Source organism: Pseudoalteromonas sp. BZA4, assembly GCF_040104395.1.
Classification (GTDB): domain Bacteria; phylum Pseudomonadota; class Gammaproteobacteria; order Enterobacterales; family Alteromonadaceae; genus Pseudoalteromonas.
In genome coordinates this window covers 31030-47539 of record NZ_JBECOT010000011.1, presented here as the reverse complement: position 1 = coordinate 47539, position 16510 = coordinate 31030, and the positions used below count along the sequence as shown (strand labels likewise).

The window sequence follows — 16510 nt, the reverse complement described above, 5'->3', positions numbered from 1 at the left end:
CTAAAATAATTCAATATCCGTTTCTGCATCTTGCTGCTCAATATCGTGTAAGTATTTAATTTCACGTTTTTCGAGTTTATCAGAGTGCAATTCACGCATTTTTTTGACCTGAGCCTTGCCTGTTTGCGGATCAAACATCACCTTACGTGGCCAAGGTCCGCCAACATCATGGGATACTAAATCCAAACCCTCTTCAAGTACATAGGCATTTGCAAAACGAATGTTGCCAACACCAATATCTGTCATTGAACGGATTATTTTCCCGCCGCCAAACAGCTTTACTTTGAGGTTGCGTCTAGAAGCACCATTTTTTAGGATTTCATTGATCAAGTATTCCATTGCCCAGTTGCCATAACGACAGTTAAGGCTGTGTGCGTTGCTCGGATCAACGCCTTTTTCTGCTGGCAGCATAAAGTGATTCATCCCACCAATGCCTAATCCTTCATCGTAAATGCATGCAGCAATACACGAACCTAACACAGTTGTGATCAATTCATCAGACTTAGACACATAAAATTCGCCTGGTAATACTTTAGCAACCACTTTATGGCGCTTGCCATCCCAAAACCGCTTAACGTGATCAAAACCGGGAAGTACAGGTTTAAAATGACTACTCATAGACCACCTTTTTGATAGATAGTTTGGCCTAAATTCTTAAACTCTTTATGGTCCTTACCCAGTGTTTCGGAATGCCCCAAGAATAAATGACCTGAATCGGTCAACAAATCGTAATAACGTTTAAATAGAGTATCTTTCGTCGGCTTATCGAAGTAGATAACTACATTGCGACAAAAAATAACATCAAACGGCCCTTTCATAGGCCAGCTTTGTAATAAGTTTAGACGTTTAAAGAAAATATTCTTTTGTAGTTCGGGTTTTACTTTATATAACTGACCGTCATGGCTTTTTAGAAACCAGCGCTTAAGTTGGCTTTTGTCTAAACCATTCACATTGGCAGCGGTATAGGTGCCAGCCTGTGCTTTAGCAAGCACATTTGAGTCTAAGTCAGTAGCTAGGATTTTCACATCCCAGCCAGATGGAAATAGACTGCTTAAGGTCATAGCAATGGTATAAGGCTCTTCGCCGGTCGAGCAACCAGCAGACCACACCCTTACACGCTTTTGTTTAGCATTACTAATCAGCAGTTTGGGGACTATGGTATTTTTTAGATAACTAAAGTGATGTGGCTCACGAAAGAAAGAAGTCAGATTAGTGGTTATGGCATTAATAAACTCACTAAACTCTTGCTCTTTATTCTCTTCAAGAAAGTCTAAATATTCTTTAAAGTTCTTAAGCTTATGTTGGCGAATACGTCTTGCTAAACGCGAGTAAACCATCTCGCGTTTGTGTTCTGCTAAGACAATGCCGCAAGCATCGTACACTTGTGACGAAATAGCTTTAAAATCACTATCCGTTAATAAAAACTCTTTCATGAGCCTGACCCTGCAGCTGTAACATTAGATGCAATTAACTAGTTAGAATTTAGTTGGGAAGAGTTTTAAAACTCTTCCCACTCATCACTAGGGTCAACAAAGTTATTGCCTTTTGGCGCTGAACGCACAGGTGAGCTTGGCGTTTTAGGAGCTGGGGCTGAACTTGCGCGGCTTGTAATATCCATCTCGTTATTTGATAACGAGAAGAAGTTTAATAAGCGGCTCATATCATTCGCTTGCTCAGCCATTGATTCACCTGCGGCAGATGCTTGCTCAACTAAAGCAGCATTTTGCTGAGTCATTTCATCCATTTGAGCAATGGCTTTATTAACTTGTTCAATACCAGAGCTTTGCTCTTCAGAAGCTTGAGCAATATCAGAAATCATTGCTGTAACTCTTTGCACCGCCGTAACAATTTCTTGTAATGTTGAACCCGATTCATTAACCAGTAATGTACCATCCTCAACTTTGCCAACACTGTCTCGGATCAATTCTTTGATTTCTTTTGCTGCAGCAGCTGAACGTTGCGCTAAATTACGAACCTCACCAGCAACAACCGCGAAACCTCGGCCTTGTTCACCTGCTCGTGCAGCTTCGACAGCGGCATTCAGCGCAAGTAGATTTGTTTGGAAAGCAATTTCATCAATGACACTGATGATGTCTGCAATCTTCTTACTTGATTCATTAATTGCTGACATACTGATTACAGCGCGATTTACAACTTCGCCACCTTTTTGTGCTTTAGTACGTGTTTCTTCAGCAAGTTCATTTACTTCTTTAGCATTATCAGCATTTTGACGAACTGTACTGGTCATCTCTTCCATGCTTGATGCTGTTTCTTCAAGTGATGAAGCCTGCTCTTCTGTACGTTGACTTAAATCAGCATTACCTTGCGAGATTTCTTCTGCACCACTAGCAACCAGCGTTGCTGAGGTATTAATGCGATTAATCACTTCAGTAAGCTTATCAGCCGTGGCATTTGCATCACGTTTTAACTTATCGAATGAACCTTGATAGTCTTGCTCAATACGTTTTGATAAGTCACCGTTCGCCATAGCATCAAGCATATTGCCTGTATCTTTTACTGCATCATCAACAATGCTGACAAGGCTATTTAAGCCCTGTGCCAGGCGTAAGAAGAAACCTTGTTTACCCGCTTCTTCTACACGGGCTTCTAAGTCACCACTCCCCGCAGCAGCAACCAGACCCGCAATTTCTTTTTCAATCGCCACTTCAGCAGTTCTGTCTTCCCACTCCACAACCGTACCAATACGTTCGTTTTCTGGGGTGAAAATAGGGTTTGCAACCAAGCCAAAAGTACGACCGCCAACTTGAATTTCCGTGCTGTAAGTATCACTTAACTTAGCCAGCATGTTGCGCTGATGTGCTGGATTTTTATGGAACACATCGATATTTTGACCCACTAGATTATTACTATTGAAGTTAGGTAAGTCTTTACGTAAATCACTTTCAGCAATTTTCATCATGCTCAGAACAGCGTCGTTCATATAAATAATGTTGTTGTTAGAGTCAGCAATCATGGTATTAGTTGCCACACGGTCTAACGCGCGTCGAACACGAAGATTCTCTTCAGCTTCACGTTTTTCCGCTTCAGCTTTATTTACGCTATCAGTAATATCTTGCCACTCAACAATAGTACCTAAACGCTTACCCGAAGCGCTCACCCAAGGAGTCGCAATCAAGCTAAAAATAAGCCCCGCCAAACGCAATGTGGTTTTGTATGGTTCAGATAATGTTTTGAGTAATTCACGTTGGTGTGATGGTTGTTTATGAAAATCATCAACACACGTACCCACTAAATTCGCCACAGAGAAGCCAGGTAGCACTGTTTGTAACGCTGATTCGCGAGCTTGCAGCATTTGCTTTACTTGCTCATTAACGAAAACAATTTTTAAATCATTATCGGCAATCATCACATTTGCTTGGCAAACACGCAGCGCATTTGATAAATCGGCATCTCGTTTTGACTGACGTTCAAGTTCTTTTTGCGGTGTAATGTCAGTCGCAAATTTGATAACTTTAGTGACATTGCCATTGCTATCAATAATTGGGTTATAGGTACCTTGGATCCAAACTTGTTTGCCATTTTTACCGAAACGCTTAAATTCATCAACAAAGAACTCACCGCTGCGTAATCGCTGCCAAAACTGTTGATACTCTGGGCTTTGCGACTCTTGTTCAGCAACAAACATAGAGTGGTGTTGCCCTTGGATCTCTTCGAGTCGGTAACCCATGGTGTTTAAGAAATTAGCATTGGCAGTTATGATCTGCCCCGACGGTTGAAACTCAATCATCGCTTGCGACTTTTTAAGCGCCGCAATAACTAAATCACTTTCCGACTCAACATTTTTAGGACTGCTAAACCATCCCATACCCTTCACCTTCTTGTTAATCTACCCAGTTAAATGTCCATTGTTTTTTGTAGGTCAAGTAATGCGACCATTTTCTCACCCACATTGACTAAACCCGCAACAAATTGCGCGTTGTCTGAGTCAGACAAATGTGGCACTGCCTTCGCTTCATGCTCAGCAATGCTATAGACATCCGAGACGGCATCAACGGCGATGCCCATAATTTTACATGTATTTTCAAGCTGTACTTTTAGAACAATCACAACGGTTAACGGCCCGTATTCGATGGCTGAAATACCAAAACGAAGCCTTAAATCAATAATAGGCACTATAGTGCCGCGCAGGTTGATAACCCCTTTGACGAAATCTGGTGAATTAGGGATCACCGTAATTTCTTCCCAACTGCGAATTTCTTGCACCGTTAAAATATCAACACCATACTCTTCTTCAGCCATGAAGAAGGTTAAAAACTGTTTTACATCTTGATCTTGTTCAAGGTTTAGCTTGTTATGCAGGTCGTCGTGCTGTGCAATCATGACGCCTCCAAATTCGCTTTTGATTCAATAATCAATTCTTGGCTCCCAGGCTTTCTAAGCCCAGATAATTTAATCAAACCACTAATATCAACAATCAAAGAAACACGACCATCCCCTAGAATTGTCGCCCCCGAGACACCATCAACTTTTTTATAATTGGCCTCTAAGCTTTTGATTACCACTTGCTGTTGCGACAATAAGTCATCAACTAATAAACCTACTTTTTGGTTGTCACTCTCAACGACAACCAACAAGGTTTTATCAAGCGTTTCAATCGCCCCTTTATGATTGAAAATATTATAAAGCCTTAAGATTGGAATATATTCATCACGTAAGCGCAGCACATCTAAGTCTTTGCCTACCCGACTCACTTTACTAATATCGATTTGCAATGATTCAATTATCGAAATCAGCGGGATGATGTAAGTATGCTCAGCAATTCGGACTAACTGCCCATCTAAGATAGCCAGCGTTAGCGGTAAGCGAATTGTAAATGTCGAACCTACGCCTGGTGCAGAAGCCACTTCAACAGAGCCACTAAGTGCTTCGATATTTCGCCTTACTACATCCATACCAACGCCACGACCTGATAAGTCGCTGACTTGATCGGCTGTAGAAAATCCTGGTAAGAAAATAAGCTCGTTGATTTCGTTATCAGACAACTCATCGGTTTCTGAAATTAGGCCGTTTTTAATTGCCTTTTCACGAATTTTAGTGGTATTCAGGCCCTGACCATCGTCCATAATTTCGATAACGATATTGCCACCTTGATGAAACGCATTGAGCGTTACAGTACCAACAGGGTCTTTTCCCGCTGCAACGCGTTTATCAACGGTTTCTAAACCATGATCTAAGGAATTTCTCACTAGATGCACCATAGGATCAGAAAGCTTCTCCATCACCGTTTTATCTAGTTCGGTTTGTTCACCAAGTAATTTAAGCTCAACTTGTTTATCAAGCTTTTGCGAGATATCGCGTACTAAGCGAGGAAAGCGACTAAACACAAAGCTGATAGGCAACATGCGAATACGCATGACATTTTCTTGTAAGTCACGGGTATTATGTGCCAGTTGTGCTAAGCCCTCTTGTAATGAGGCTATAGTTGCTTCAGTGATCTCTTGCTCACCCAATTGACTTAACATCGCTTGGGTAATCACTAATTCACCCACCATGTTGATCAATGAATCAACTTTGTCGATACCAACCCTGATTGAGGTTGATTCTGCATTGGCTGTGGTTGCTTTAACTGGCGCTGGCTTTTTCGTATCAGTGATTGGTTTAACTGCTGCTGGTTCAGCCTCTTGCGCTGGCGCAGCCTCTTCAGCAACAGTTTCAACAGCGGCAACCTCTTCATCACCAAACAAACCACCACATAGCGTAATAGTGATATCAGCATCATCTTCAACCCACTCGAAAATTTCTTCGATGCAGCTTTGCTCTTTGTCTGTGGTTAAGAAAAAGCGCCACGACAAAAAACAATCTTCAGGGGCAAGGTTAGTAATATCGGGCACATCATCTTGAAAGGCTTGTGTTTCAAGTTCTCCCAATTCCGCTAATTCACTGATCATGTACAGTGGTTCATTACCGGTTTTAAATAAATGATGGTGTGGTTTGAAATCGATTTGATAGGTGTTAAAGCTGCTTTCGCTAACAGCTTCTTGCGTTGGCTCTGGTGCTTTACTTGTAGCACGCATACCAAGAATTTCTTCAAATTTAATACGCAATTCATCAGCTTCAGTTAGATCTGGCTGCTGCTCAGCTTGTAAAGTTCTGAGTAAAGCCCGTAAACAGTCAACTGATTTTAAAAGTAAATTTACATGCTCAGCAGTAAGATCTCGTGAACCTTCACGAATTTGATCTAAAAGGGTTTCGAGAACATGAGTAAAGTCTGCAACAGCACTAAAACCAAAGGTACCGCTGCCTCCTTTTATTGAATGCGCAGCGCGAAAAATTGTATTTATGGTCTCTAAGTCTTCTTCGCCAGGCACTAAGTTTAATAACTCAGCCTCCATAGCGTCGAGTCCTTCGAAGCTTTCTTCGAAGAATACTTCAAAAAATTGGCTTAGATCTATACTCATGCCCCGCTCCTATTATTAGCGAATCACTTTTTTCAATACCGCTAACAATTGCTCAGGATTAAATGGCTTAACAATCCAACCAGTTGCACCAGCAGCTTTACCTTCAGACTTTTTATCAAGACCCGACTCTGTGGTCAGCATCAGTAAAGGTGTGAACTTATAATTAGGTAAGCTACGTAATTCACGAATAAGGGTAATACCATCCATTACCGGCATATTCACATCAGAAATAACAGCATCAAAGCCTTGTTGTTTTGCGATATTTAAAGCTTCGCTGCCGTCTTTCGCTTCTGTCACATCAAAGCCAGCTTTTTTAAGCGTAAAACCAACCATTTGGCGCATAGATGCAGAATCGTCTACTGCTAAAATTCTTTTCATAAAAACCTCTTAATTGGCATTCTCAAGCACAAGATAATGGCTTAAGCCCAAACTATTAATTGCCTGTTGCAACGGCTTACTCTCGCCAACCCAAATAATTTTGTGTTGCACCGAAAGCAAATGCTTCTGTAATGCACATAAAAGCTGAATTGATGCTGTGTCAGCACGGGTCACTTCACTGATATCCAAACAGATATCATCATTTGCTGATAACTCTTGGAGCAAATCTTGATGGAGTGTTTCAACCTGACTAATAGCTAATTCTGTAGGGAGCTTTAACATTACTTATACCTTCCCTGCTTTAAACAATTCATAACAAAAGCTTAGACTGACTAAATAAAAATGCCATAATTTGAATCAAAAAATAGTAAAATTTTTTAGTAGCTTAGACATTTATATCAAAAAAGGAAGCTTTTCTTTTGCGGAAAATGACTCCTTAACCAAGAAAGTTTACTTTGCGTAATAATCTGCTATTTTTTTGAACTCTTCAGTCAAAGTTGTGGCGTTTATTAATGGCACGCTGCCTTGTTTAAATTCAGGCTTAAAAATCGCACGTACCGAGCCATCGCCATCAACCATCACTACCGACGCGCTATGATCAACGGCATACTCTTGCTCATCACTATCGTTAATTGCGTAAATTAAGCCAAGCTCTCTAACAAATGGAAAAAGTTGCTTGTGCGGACCTGACACAGCAAGAAAGTCGGGATTGAAGTAATCAATGTAGGCTTTGCGCTTTTCGGTTGTATCACGTTTTGGATCTACGGCAACAAACCATACTTGCACTTTGTAATCTTGGCTTAGCTGCTTTTGCACTGCAGTTAACTTCGCCAGTGTCATTGGACATATATCAGGGCAACTGGTATAGCCTAAAAAGACCAAATTCCAATGCCCCATAAACTGACTGTTATCAGCGGGCGCACCATGTTGATCGGTTAATAAAAACGGACTAATCGGCTTTGCCTGCTCATAAACCAGTGCTTCGACTTCAGGTGCGCTGTTGTTTTTACCACAACCGGTTACAAACAATACCGCACTGAAACATAAAAAAGCGACGATTCGCGTCATAAAACTAACCATTTATCAATGAATAAGGCGATAAAGAGTAGCATTAAATGCACGATTGAAAAACGAAATAAGTCCATTGCTGTATCATCTTTTGGGGCAATTTTTAGTTTTAACGCTTTATAAATGAATATCGCGTTTAAAACGCTTGCACCTAATAAGTAAATTAGCCCTGACATGCCAATTAAATAAGGCAGCACACATACCAAAGCAAGCAAAATGCTGTAGCCAACAACGCAAGTTTTACAAAATTCGATACCGTGAGTAACAGGCAACATAGGAATTTTTGCCCGCTCATAATCGCTTTTACGTGCAATCGCTAATGCCCAAAAATGTGGTGGGGTCCAAGTAAATATAATCATCACTAACAGCCAAGGAGCCGCAGCCATATGGCCTGTTTCAGACACCCACCCTAACAGGGGGGGCATAGCACCAGCCAAACCACCAATAACAATATTTTGCGGTGTAGCACGCTTTAAAAATGAGGTGTAAATAAAGGCATAGCCGACAAGCGCAAACAAAGTAAGAATGGCTGTGAGTGTATTCGCCCATACCATAAGCATAACAAAACCTAGCACACCAATAGTCGCTGCAAAGCTCAAAGCATGTTGTTTACTGAGCCGACCTTTTGCCACAGGACGATGACGTGTACGTGCCATTTTACTATCGATTTCACTATCAACAACATGATTGATCACGGCAGCAGCAGCCGACAGCAAGCCAATGCCTAGCAAACTTGCAAGCTGCACAAATATCCCTCGCCCAACATCGGGAGCTAATGCCAAACCAACCCAAGCAGTGAGTACAAGCATAGCAACTACTTTAAACTTACTGATAGCTAAGTAATCTTTAAGTAACTCTGAGCTTTGAATAAATAATGATTTTTCTGAGCTTAGTAATAATGCCATCACAGCCTCCTAGGTTCTTATTTTTAAGTGGAAGCATAGTCTTACCATGCTAAGCAGTAACAATGCGGCCATTAGGTTGTGCGCAAGCGCAACACTTAATGGGAAGTGCCAGTGCACAACAGCTAGGCCTAAACAGATTTGGCACAACAAAGCGATTAACACAGTGACTGTGCAGTGCTTAATTTTTCGTGAGTAACAGCGTGAATATATGCGCCACATGATCAGTGCTAACACCACACAAGTAACCAGCGCCCAAATGCGATGCAGTAAGTGAATAGACATACGCGCTTGCTGCGATAAAACGCCATATTCATAGGTACTGTGCTCAAGCGGTAGCTGAAACACACTCTTCAAAGAAAACGGTTGTCCGTAGCTACACAGCGGTAAGCCATTACAATGCGGAGCGGCGTAATTTGCTGCAAGCCAGCCACCCAACGCAATTTGCAGTATTAGTACCACCAAGCCCACCAGCGCTAACTGATAATATGGCTTTGCGCCGCTATCACTGCTAGCAACAGGGTCAGTCTTTAAACGTAGATACAATAAAAACAGCAACGACAAGATACTAAAACCGCCGAGCAAATGCCCCATAACAACCAAAGGCTGTAGGTTCATAGTGACAGTCCACATGCCCAATACGGCTTGGAATACCACCAATAATAATAGTGCTAATGGCAGTTTAACCGGCGTATTTGGATATTGGCGTTTTAACCAGGCAAAAACAAACAAGGCTAAAATAAGTAAACCAAGGGCACCGGCAAAATAGCGATGGATCATTTCTTTCCATGCTTTCGCTGCTTCAAACATCATATCAGGGTAGTTTTGTTCAACATGTAACAGAGCAGTTTCATGTTTTGGCACAGTTAAAAATCCATAGCAACCAGGCCAGTCAGGGCAACCAAGCCCAGCATCACTCAGCCGTGTATAGGCACCAAGCCCAACAACTAAGATAGAGAAGAAAACCGTAATTAAGACTAAATATTTATAATTTTTATACATCTTTATCCCCTTAATGAGGTTTAACTTGAACGCGCATAGTTAAGTAGTTTCTTTAAGTCTTTAAGTAAGCCTTTTTGAATCAGTCTGTTTTGTTCTGGCTCAGCCGTGTAGGGGTAATGCAATACCACTAAGCCCATGTGATCAACCAAGTATAAGTCTCCCGCTTTGAGCGCTGGACTTACTGCTAATTGACGCCAATTTGCCGATACCAGCTGTTGATTTGTCAGTACCGCCACATCCACTTTTTGCTGATTTTTACCTAAAGCGACATATAGGTTATCTAGACTGGCTAATTGGTTTGCACAAACTTCACTGCACTCTTTTGGATAATTAAGCGCAATTGTCCATTGTTTAGGATCGCCTTGTTGCCAATCAGCTAATTTAACTTCTTCGCTTAAAAGCTCACCATGATTACTCGAACCACTCGGTAACCACTCAAGCTTTAATGCTGCATAAGCAAGTGCCAGCGGCACAAAACAGCATAAAACGAATAAACTAAGCGGGTTTATTTTCATAACCTCTCCTTCTCATCGCAAAATAAGCAATAACAACACACGCTAAGCCGATTAATAACCACTGCACGGCATAGGCGTAATGTTTATCTGGCCCCATCACGACACTCTGGTAATGCGGGGTTGCAATACCATCTGCTTCATTGCGATAACCAATAAAGTCTTGTAAGGGCTTTGCTAATTGAGCACTAAAAATTGCTAAGTCGATGCCTTGAATACGCTTAGGCCAGCCTTGCTCTGCACCAATCTCATCGGCAAGTGTGAAGCCTTGTAAGTTGCCTTGTTTCAATTGCACAGTAGCCGTAAAGCTTGTTGATTCTGGCCACACAACGGTTGGCAACTGGCTACGGTTTGTTGGAGCTTTTAGCCAACCAAAGTTAACGATTAAAGGCACGCTTTCACCTGCAATTGTCATCGCTACTAGTAAGTCATAGCCCACTTGCCCCTGATAAATTTGATTATCAAGCAGCCAGTAATGTTGTTTATTTACCTCGCCAGAGACTTTGACTTGCAAGCCCGTTTTGTTCAGCTCACTAGGTAAATTTTGCAGTTCTTGCCAGCTCAAAACGCCTTGCTCTTTCGAAACGGCTAACTGGCTTAGTTGCTGCTGCTTTTGCTCGCCTCGCTGGTATTGCCAAACGCTTAGTCGCAAACAAATAAGCACTGCAAGTATCACAACGCAAATTGCGATAATTGAGCTAAGCTTTTGTTTACGCCATAAAATTAACTGCATTTGGAATACCTAATATGATTAAAATCATTATTGTTTTGTTATTACTTTATATTCTGTTCAACCTATTTAGAGCGCTGTTTGTGATGATGTCAGCAAAAGAGCACTCGAAACCTATGTCGCATTACTTAGGTCGTCGAGTGCTGTTTTCAGGTATTGTGCTGGTGCTCATCATTGCCGCAATGAAATTGGGCTTTATTCACACCAACCCGTCGCCGCTTCACAAAACTACAGCACGTACACAAACACAAATAAACACAACCACACCACATCAACAAAGTGCCAATACCAAGCAGCTGCTTGAAAGGCAAAATGCTTTTCACTCGTGAAGTGGCCTTTAAAAATTCTCAGCAGCACCACAAATAAAATAATGGTACCTAGTGTCACGTGCATACCGTGAAAGCCCGTTAACAAGAAAAAGGTATTCCCATAAACGCCCGCATCTAAGGTCAAACCTAAATCTTGGTAAGCATGCATATACTCGTAAACTTGTAAGCCAAGGAAAATCACACCTAATAGCACGGTTAAAGATAAAAATACCTTTAGGGCGCCGCGCTTATTGTTTTCTATCGCAACATGAGCAAAGTGAATTGTGACCGATGAGGTAAGCAGAATAAGCGTGTTGATCAGAGGTAGACCTTGCCAGCCCATAGCCTGCGTGGTCTCGCCCGCTGGCGTAGTTAATAGCGGCCATACGGCTTCAAAGGTTGGCCAGAGCACTTCATTGGTCATAGCGTTATTACCAGCGCCACCAAGCCAAGGCACCGAAATCATACGTGCGTAAAAAAGAGCGCCAAAAAACGCCATAAAGAACATAACCTCAGAGAATATGAACCAGCTCATACCTTGTCTGAATGAGCGGTCCATTTGTGCTGAGTAAAGCCCTTTATGAGACTCTTCAATAACGTTTCTAAACCAGCTAAAAACCATATAAATTAATATGGCAATGCCTAGATACAAGACATATTGGCCACTACTGCCCTCACCACTTACTTGCATCACAGTTAAACCAGCACCAACAGCAATTAAAAACATCGCGATGGCACCAACTATTGGCCAAGGACTCTCGGCTGGAACATAGTATTTTTCATAATTTTGATTCATTTGTTTGCTCCCAATTAGCAATTAGCTTGGCGGCTTTTAATCGTTTTTAGCCACAACATGCCCGCTAATATCAAACACGGTATACGACAACGTCAGTTCCTCAACATCGTCGGGTAACTCAGTATCAACATAAAACAACAAGGTAAATTCCATTTCTTCACCGGCTTTCATTGGCTGCTGATCAAAGCAAAAACAGGCTATTTTATGTAAGTACTTTGCCGCTTTTCCCGGTGATACTGATGGAATTGCTTGCATGACTTTGTCTTCATTACTGGTGTTCTTTGCTGAGAATTTAACTTCACGCATGGCACCTGGTTGTACCGCCACGCTGTATTGCTCAGACTGCACCTTAAATGGCGCGCCGCTTTGGGCGTGAGTGGTAAAGCTGACATCAACTTGGCGCTGTGTATTTATTGATTCACTCACGCTCGCTTTTTCTAATGATGGCTTACCATTCAACCCTGTAACGTCGCAAAACACGTCGTAAAGCGGCACCATTGCAAAAGCAAATGCGAACATGAGCAAGCATGTAATCAGCAGTTTTTTTAGCAAAGGTGCATGGTTCATTACTTAATCTCCGGCGGTGTTTCAAAGGTGTGATAAGGCGCTGGAGAATCGACTTCCCACTCTAAACCTTCAGCTCCATCCCATACTTTGGCAGGTGCCTTTTCGCCACCTCGAGCGCATTTAAATACCACCAATACAAACAACAGTTGCGATAAGCCAAATGCAAAACCACCAATACTGATAATGGCGTTAAAGTCAGCGAATTGCAGAGCATAGTCAGGAATACGACGCGGCATACCAGCAAGGCCAACAAAGTGCATAGGGAAGAACAACACGTTGACACTGATTAGCGATAACCAAAAATGCCATTTTGCCAGCGTTTCGTTGTACATGTTGCCAGTCCATTTCGGTAGCCAATAATAGGCTCCCGCCATAATTGAGAACACAGCCCCCGTCACAAGCACATAATGGAAGTGAGCCACCACAAAATAGGTATCGTGATACTGAAAATCTGCTGGTGTAATCGCAAGCATCAAGCCAGAGAAACCACCTAAGGTGAATAACACTATAAAGGCGATGGCAAACATCATCGGAATTTCGAAGCTAATCGAACCTCGCCACATGGTGGCCACCCAGTTAAACACTTTAACGCCCGTTGGTACCGAGATAAGCATGGTGGCGTACATAAAAAACAACTCGCCTGCCACAGGCATCCCTGTGGTAAACATATGATGTGCCCAAACGATAAAACTTAGCAGCGCAATCGATGAAGTTGCATACACCATAGACGCATAGCCAAATAGCTTTTTGCGCGAGAAGGTCGGTACGATAGTCGATATAATGCCAAAGGCCGGCAAAATCATGATGTACACTTCGGGGTGACCGAAGAACCAGAAAATGTGCTGGAACATCACAGGGTCGCCCCCACCGGCTGCATCAAAAAAGCTGGTTGCAAAGTATTTATCGGTCAACACCATAGTGACTGCCCCTGCTAGAACAGGCATAACAGCAATTAACAAAAATGCAGTGATTAACCATGTCCATACAAATAGCGGCAGCTTCATCCACGTCATACCTGGCGCTCTTAGGTTGACGATAGTCACGATAACGTTAATCGCCCCCATAATTGAGCTGATACCCATGATATGTACGGCAAACACAAAAAGTGCAGTGTTATCGTTGCTGTAAGTTGTTGATAGTGGTGCGTAGAAAGTCCAACCAAACGCAGGACCACCACCAGGCATAAGTAACGAAGCCAATAGAATTAAAAATGCGAACGGCAATATCCAAAAGCTCCAGTTATTCATACGTGGTAAGGCCATATCAGGCGCGCCTATCATCATAGGTACCATCCAGTTTGCAAGCCCAGTAAATGCGGGCATAACGGCACCAAACACCATGATCAAACCATGTACGGTAGTCATTTGGTTAAAAAAGTGCGGATCAACTAACTGTAATCCAGGCTGAAACAGTTCAGCGCGGATCACCATTGCCATCGCTCCACCAATTAAAAACATGGTGAGTGAAAAAATCAGGTATAAACTACCAATGTCTTTATGATTGGTGGTGTAAAGCCAACGCTTAAAACCTTTAGCTGGATGATGATGGTCGTGATGCGCATGCCCTGTTGCTTGCTCATTAATAACATTACTCATTAGTTCGCCTCCGCTGCTGCATCAATCGCGGCTTGAATTTGACTCGGTTGGATAACATCGCCGGTATCATTACCCCACGCGTTTCGCTTATAAGTAATAACCGCAGCAAGTTGCTTAATTGAAAGCTGTTTATCAAACGCTTGCATTGCTGTGCCAGGCTTACCGTGTAACACGATATCTATGTGATCTTTTACATCACCTAATACAATCGGGCTGCCTTTAAGTGCTGGAAAAACGCCTGGTAAGCCCATACCGGTAGGTTGGTGACATGCAGCACAGCTTGCCATATACACTTGCTCACCTAAGACCATAAGCTCTTCTTTCGGTAATGTTTGATCAAGCAAAGCAGCATCTGCTGCGGCCGCATTGGCTTTTTCTTGCTTGGCATCTGCAAGCCAATTAGCAAATTCATCTTCAGGTAAGGCTTTCACCACAACAGGCATAAAGCCATGATCTTTACCGCATAACTCAGCACATTGACCACGGTATACTCCTGGCTCGTTAATACGTGTCCACGCTTCATTGATAAACCCAGGATTTGCATCCTTTTTAACCGCAAAATCAGGCACCCACCATGAATGAATTACATCGTCTGAGGTCATTAAAAAGCGAACTTTCTTATTGATAGGAAGTACTAGCGGTTTATCTACTTCAAGCAAATAATGCTCAGTTTTCTCTGCTTGGTTGTCTATTTGATCTTTAGGAGTAGATAGAATCGAGTAATAAGCAATGTCTTCACCCATGTACTCGTAATGCCACTTCCATTGTGAGCCAGTCACTTTAATGGTGATATCGGCTTTAGAGGCATCTTCCATGGCAATTAAGGTTTTTGTGGCAGGCACAGCCATGGCGATTAAGATGACAAATGGAATGGCAGTCCAAAGTATTTCAACTTTTGTACTTTCATGAAATTGGGCAGGCTTGGCCCCTTTGGATTTACGGTGGTGTATTAAAGCCCAAAACATCACCGCAAATACGATGATGCCGATTACACAGCAGATAATAAATATCGTCATGTGTAACTCATAAACATTATTACTTATATCGGTCACCCCTTTACGCATATTGTATTGGCTATTTGCCAATGCAAGCTCAGGAAGTGCAAACAATATAAGCCACAAGGCGTAACGCAGTTTACCCATGTGACGGCTCCTTTAGATGCTATTGCAAGACGCAAAGCGAAAAGGCGATACAACAAGGTGCCCATTCGTTTTTCTTATTGTTCAGAGCGACTACGTATCATTTTGACCCACTTATGATACCGACCCCATGACTAACACCTCGCACATTTTTGTGTCTTTTTATTAATTAGGTGTTAATACAGTGTATTAACCAATTAGTTAAAAAATAACCAATAAGCAAGTTTTAATGATAATAAATGTTTATTTTGGTGCATAAATAACAACTATAATCAGCGCGTTATTTAATGTTTAGGAGTAAGAACGAAATATAAAAAAAGAGGAAAACTGCGCCATATAAGGCTTTAAATGAAGAGTAAGGATTCACAAATCCTAATTAAGTAGTAAAATTTCAGCGGCGCACCAAATTGAGTCAATTTAATGCACCAAATTGGGAGCATTTACATCCAGTCAGCGTTACGAATAACACCTACCGCTAACCCCTCGATGTTGAACGACTCATGCTCAAGGTCAACCTCAATAGGCGAAAACTCTTCGTTCTCAGCGTGTAAAAGTACTTTGCGACCCGCTTTTTCTAGACGCTTAACTGTTACATCTTCATCGACTCGAGCTACAACTACTTGCCCGTTTTCAGCAACTTGTGTTCTGTGTACTGCAAGCAAATCGCCATCCATAATACCAATGTCTTTCATACTCATACCATTTACACGCAGTAAGAAATCGGCAGCAGGTTTAAATAATGAAGGATCAACTTGGCAGTGACTTTCAACATGCTCTTGCGCCAAAATAGGTTCACCAGCTGCAACACGGCCAATTAAAGGTAAGCCTAGTTGCTCTGGCTCATCTTCTTCAATTAACTGAATACCGCGACTCGCCCCAGGCTTCATTTTGATCATGCCTTTTTTTGCCAGTGCTTTTAGGTGTTCTTCAGCAGCGTTGGCACTTTTAAAACCCAATGTTTGAGCTATTTCAGCACGCGTAGGTGGCATGCCTGTATCTTTAATAAAGACTTTAATTAGTTCTAAAATTTGCGATTGGCGTTTAGTTAATGGGCGCATACAACTGGTTTTCCATACAGTACATTTAACTGTGAG

Annotated in this window: 18 protein-coding genes; 1 reads left to right on the top strand and 17 read right to left on the bottom strand. The window is 42.0% G+C overall.

Going from position 1 to position 16510, the window contains the following annotated elements; genetic code table 11:
* The 12 genes from cheD to ABMY41_RS06835 all read right to left on the bottom strand — a co-directional run bounded on the left by cheD (position 1) and on the right by ABMY41_RS06835 (position 11014).
* Positions 1-618, bottom strand: coding sequence for a chemoreceptor glutamine deamidase CheD (gene cheD, locus ABMY41_RS06890; protein WP_063702436.1), 618 nt, complete (start codon positions 616-618; stop codon positions 1-3).
* Entirely contained in the window at positions 615-1433 is an 819-nt protein-coding gene (locus tag ABMY41_RS06885) for a protein-glutamate O-methyltransferase CheR (protein WP_289097509.1), read from the bottom strand. Before ABMY41_RS06885 ends, cheD begins: the two co-directional genes overlap by 4 nt.
* Before the next feature lie 65 nt (positions 1434-1498).
* Positions 1499-3826 carry a methyl-accepting chemotaxis protein gene (locus ABMY41_RS06880; protein WP_289097508.1) on the bottom strand — a complete coding sequence of 776 codons (2328 nt, stop codon included), beginning with the start codon at positions 3824-3826 and terminating at the stop codon, positions 1499-1501.
* A 29-nt stretch (positions 3827-3855) separates the two neighbouring features.
* Positions 3856-4341 (bottom strand): chemotaxis protein CheW, encoded by a 486-nt coding sequence (locus ABMY41_RS06875; protein WP_054562868.1) that lies wholly within the window; start codon positions 4339-4341, stop codon positions 3856-3858.
* Positions 4338-6419: a chemotaxis protein CheA gene (locus ABMY41_RS06870; RefSeq protein WP_289097506.1), complete on the bottom strand. Its 2082-nt coding sequence runs from the start codon at positions 6417-6419 to the stop codon at positions 4338-4340. The genes ABMY41_RS06875 and ABMY41_RS06870 overlap by 4 nt, the downstream gene beginning before the upstream one ends.
* 15 nt (positions 6420-6434) lie before the next feature.
* On the bottom strand, positions 6435-6797 hold the full coding sequence (locus ABMY41_RS06865) for a response regulator (protein ID WP_054562870.1): 363 nt from the start codon (positions 6795-6797) through the stop codon (positions 6435-6437).
* 9 nt (positions 6798-6806) lie between these two features.
* Entirely contained in the window at positions 6807-7079 is a 273-nt protein-coding gene (locus tag ABMY41_RS06860) for an STAS domain-containing protein (protein ID WP_054562871.1), read from the bottom strand.
* A gap of 168 nt (positions 7080-7247) precedes the next feature.
* A complete protein-coding gene (locus ABMY41_RS06855) occupies positions 7248-7865 on the bottom strand; it encodes an SCO family protein (RefSeq protein ID WP_239962335.1) in 618 nt (205 codons plus the stop codon).
* Positions 7862-8770 carry a heme o synthase gene (gene cyoE / locus ABMY41_RS06850; protein ID WP_175079384.1) on the bottom strand — a complete coding sequence of 303 codons (909 nt, stop codon included), beginning with the start codon at positions 8768-8770 and terminating at the stop codon, positions 7862-7864. The genes ABMY41_RS06855 and cyoE overlap by 4 nt, the downstream gene beginning before the upstream one ends.
* A gap of 9 nt (positions 8771-8779) precedes the next feature.
* Positions 8780-9769, bottom strand: a complete 990-nt coding sequence (locus ABMY41_RS06845; RefSeq protein ID WP_054562874.1) for a COX15/CtaA family protein — start codon at positions 9767-9769, stop codon at positions 8780-8782.
* Positions 9770-9789: 20 nt separating this feature from the next.
* Complete coding sequence (locus ABMY41_RS06840; protein WP_287242762.1) at positions 9790-10284, bottom strand: transmembrane cytochrome oxidase associated protein; 495 nt, start codon at positions 10282-10284, stop codon at positions 9790-9792.
* Positions 10265-11014 carry an SURF1 family protein gene (locus ABMY41_RS06835; RefSeq protein WP_063527545.1) on the bottom strand — a complete coding sequence of 250 codons (750 nt, stop codon included), beginning with the start codon at positions 11012-11014 and terminating at the stop codon, positions 10265-10267. Before ABMY41_RS06835 ends, ABMY41_RS06840 begins: the two co-directional genes overlap by 20 nt.
* A 14-nt stretch (positions 11015-11028) precedes the next feature.
* On the opposite strand from ABMY41_RS06835, the gene ABMY41_RS06830 reads away from it, so the two are divergent.
* Positions 11029-11340 carry a DUF2909 domain-containing protein gene (locus tag ABMY41_RS06830; RefSeq protein WP_349274383.1) on the top strand — a complete coding sequence of 104 codons (312 nt, stop codon included), beginning with the start codon at positions 11029-11031 and terminating at the stop codon, positions 11338-11340.
* On the opposite strand, the gene ABMY41_RS06825 is transcribed toward ABMY41_RS06830, so the two are convergent.
* The 5 genes from ABMY41_RS06825 to lexA all read right to left on the bottom strand — a co-directional run bounded on the left by ABMY41_RS06825 (position 11240) and on the right by lexA (position 16474).
* Entirely contained in the window at positions 11240-12115 is an 876-nt protein-coding gene (locus ABMY41_RS06825; RefSeq protein ID WP_054562877.1) for a cytochrome c oxidase subunit 3, read from the bottom strand. The genes ABMY41_RS06830 and ABMY41_RS06825 overlap by 101 nt on opposite strands.
* 36 nt (positions 12116-12151) lie before the next feature.
* Positions 12152-12682, bottom strand: a complete 531-nt coding sequence (locus ABMY41_RS06820; RefSeq protein WP_287242765.1) for a cytochrome c oxidase assembly protein — start codon at positions 12680-12682, stop codon at positions 12152-12154.
* Positions 12682-14277 carry a cytochrome c oxidase subunit I gene (ctaD, locus tag ABMY41_RS06815; protein WP_054554455.1) on the bottom strand — a complete coding sequence of 532 codons (1596 nt, stop codon included), beginning with the start codon at positions 14275-14277 and terminating at the stop codon, positions 12682-12684. Before ctaD ends, ABMY41_RS06820 begins: the two co-directional genes overlap by 1 nt.
* A complete protein-coding gene (coxB, locus tag ABMY41_RS06810; RefSeq protein WP_054562878.1) occupies positions 14277-15419 on the bottom strand; it encodes a cytochrome c oxidase subunit II in 1143 nt (380 codons plus the stop codon). The genes ctaD and coxB overlap by 1 nt, the downstream gene beginning before the upstream one ends.
* 437 nt (positions 15420-15856) lie before the next feature.
* A complete protein-coding gene (lexA, locus tag ABMY41_RS06805) occupies positions 15857-16474 on the bottom strand; it encodes a transcriptional repressor LexA (protein WP_054554457.1) in 618 nt (205 codons plus the stop codon).
* Positions 16475-16510 lie beyond the last annotated feature (36 nt).

Bases quoted from the DNA above. Each gene is read 5' to 3' on its own strand.
- cheD (WP_063702436.1), bottom strand. From the start codon at position 618: ATGAGTAGTCATTTTAAACCTGTACTTCCCGGTTTTGATCACGTTAAG.
- ABMY41_RS06885 (WP_289097509.1), bottom strand. From the start codon at position 1,433: ATGAAAGAGTTTTTATTAACGGATAGTGATTTTAAAGCTATTTCGTCA.
- ABMY41_RS06880 (WP_289097508.1), bottom strand. From the start codon at position 3,826: ATGGGATGGTTTAGCAGTCCTAAAAATGTTGAGTCGGAAAGTGATTTA.
- ABMY41_RS06875 (WP_054562868.1), bottom strand. From the start codon at position 4,341: ATGATTGCACAGCACGACGACCTGCATAACAAGCTAAACCTTGAACAA.
- ABMY41_RS06870 (WP_289097506.1), bottom strand. From the start codon at position 6,419: ATGAGTATAGATCTAAGCCAATTTTTTGAAGTATTCTTCGAAGAAAGC.
- ABMY41_RS06865 (WP_054562870.1), bottom strand. From the start codon at position 6,797: ATGAAAAGAATTTTAGCAGTAGACGATTCTGCATCTATGCGCCAAATG.
- ABMY41_RS06860 (WP_054562871.1), bottom strand. From the start codon at position 7,079: ATGTTAAAGCTCCCTACAGAATTAGCTATTAGTCAGGTTGAAACACTC.
- ABMY41_RS06855 (WP_239962335.1), bottom strand. From the start codon at position 7,865: ATGACGCGAATCGTCGCTTTTTTATGTTTCAGTGCGGTATTGTTTGTA.
- cyoE (WP_175079384.1), bottom strand. From the start codon at position 8,770: ATGGCATTATTACTAAGCTCAGAAAAATCATTATTTATTCAAAGCTCA.
- ABMY41_RS06845 (WP_054562874.1), bottom strand. From the start codon at position 9,769: ATGTATAAAAATTATAAATATTTAGTCTTAATTACGGTTTTCTTCTCT.
- ABMY41_RS06840 (WP_287242762.1), bottom strand. From the start codon at position 10,284: ATGAAAATAAACCCGCTTAGTTTATTCGTTTTATGCTGTTTTGTGCCG.
- ABMY41_RS06835 (WP_063527545.1), bottom strand. From the start codon at position 11,014: ATGCAGTTAATTTTATGGCGTAAACAAAAGCTTAGCTCAATTATCGCA.
- ABMY41_RS06830 (WP_349274383.1), top strand. From the start codon at position 11,029: ATGATTAAAATCATTATTGTTTTGTTATTACTTTATATTCTGTTCAAC.
- ABMY41_RS06825 (WP_054562877.1), bottom strand. From the start codon at position 12,115: ATGAATCAAAATTATGAAAAATACTATGTTCCAGCCGAGAGTCCTTGG.
- ABMY41_RS06820 (WP_287242765.1), bottom strand. From the start codon at position 12,682: ATGAACCATGCACCTTTGCTAAAAAAACTGCTGATTACATGCTTGCTC.
- ctaD (WP_054554455.1), bottom strand. From the start codon at position 14,277: ATGAGTAATGTTATTAATGAGCAAGCAACAGGGCATGCGCATCACGAC.
- coxB (WP_054562878.1), bottom strand. From the start codon at position 15,419: ATGGGTAAACTGCGTTACGCCTTGTGGCTTATATTGTTTGCACTTCCT.
- lexA (WP_054554457.1), bottom strand. From the start codon at position 16,474: ATGCGCCCATTAACTAAACGCCAATCGCAAATTTTAGAACTAATTAAA.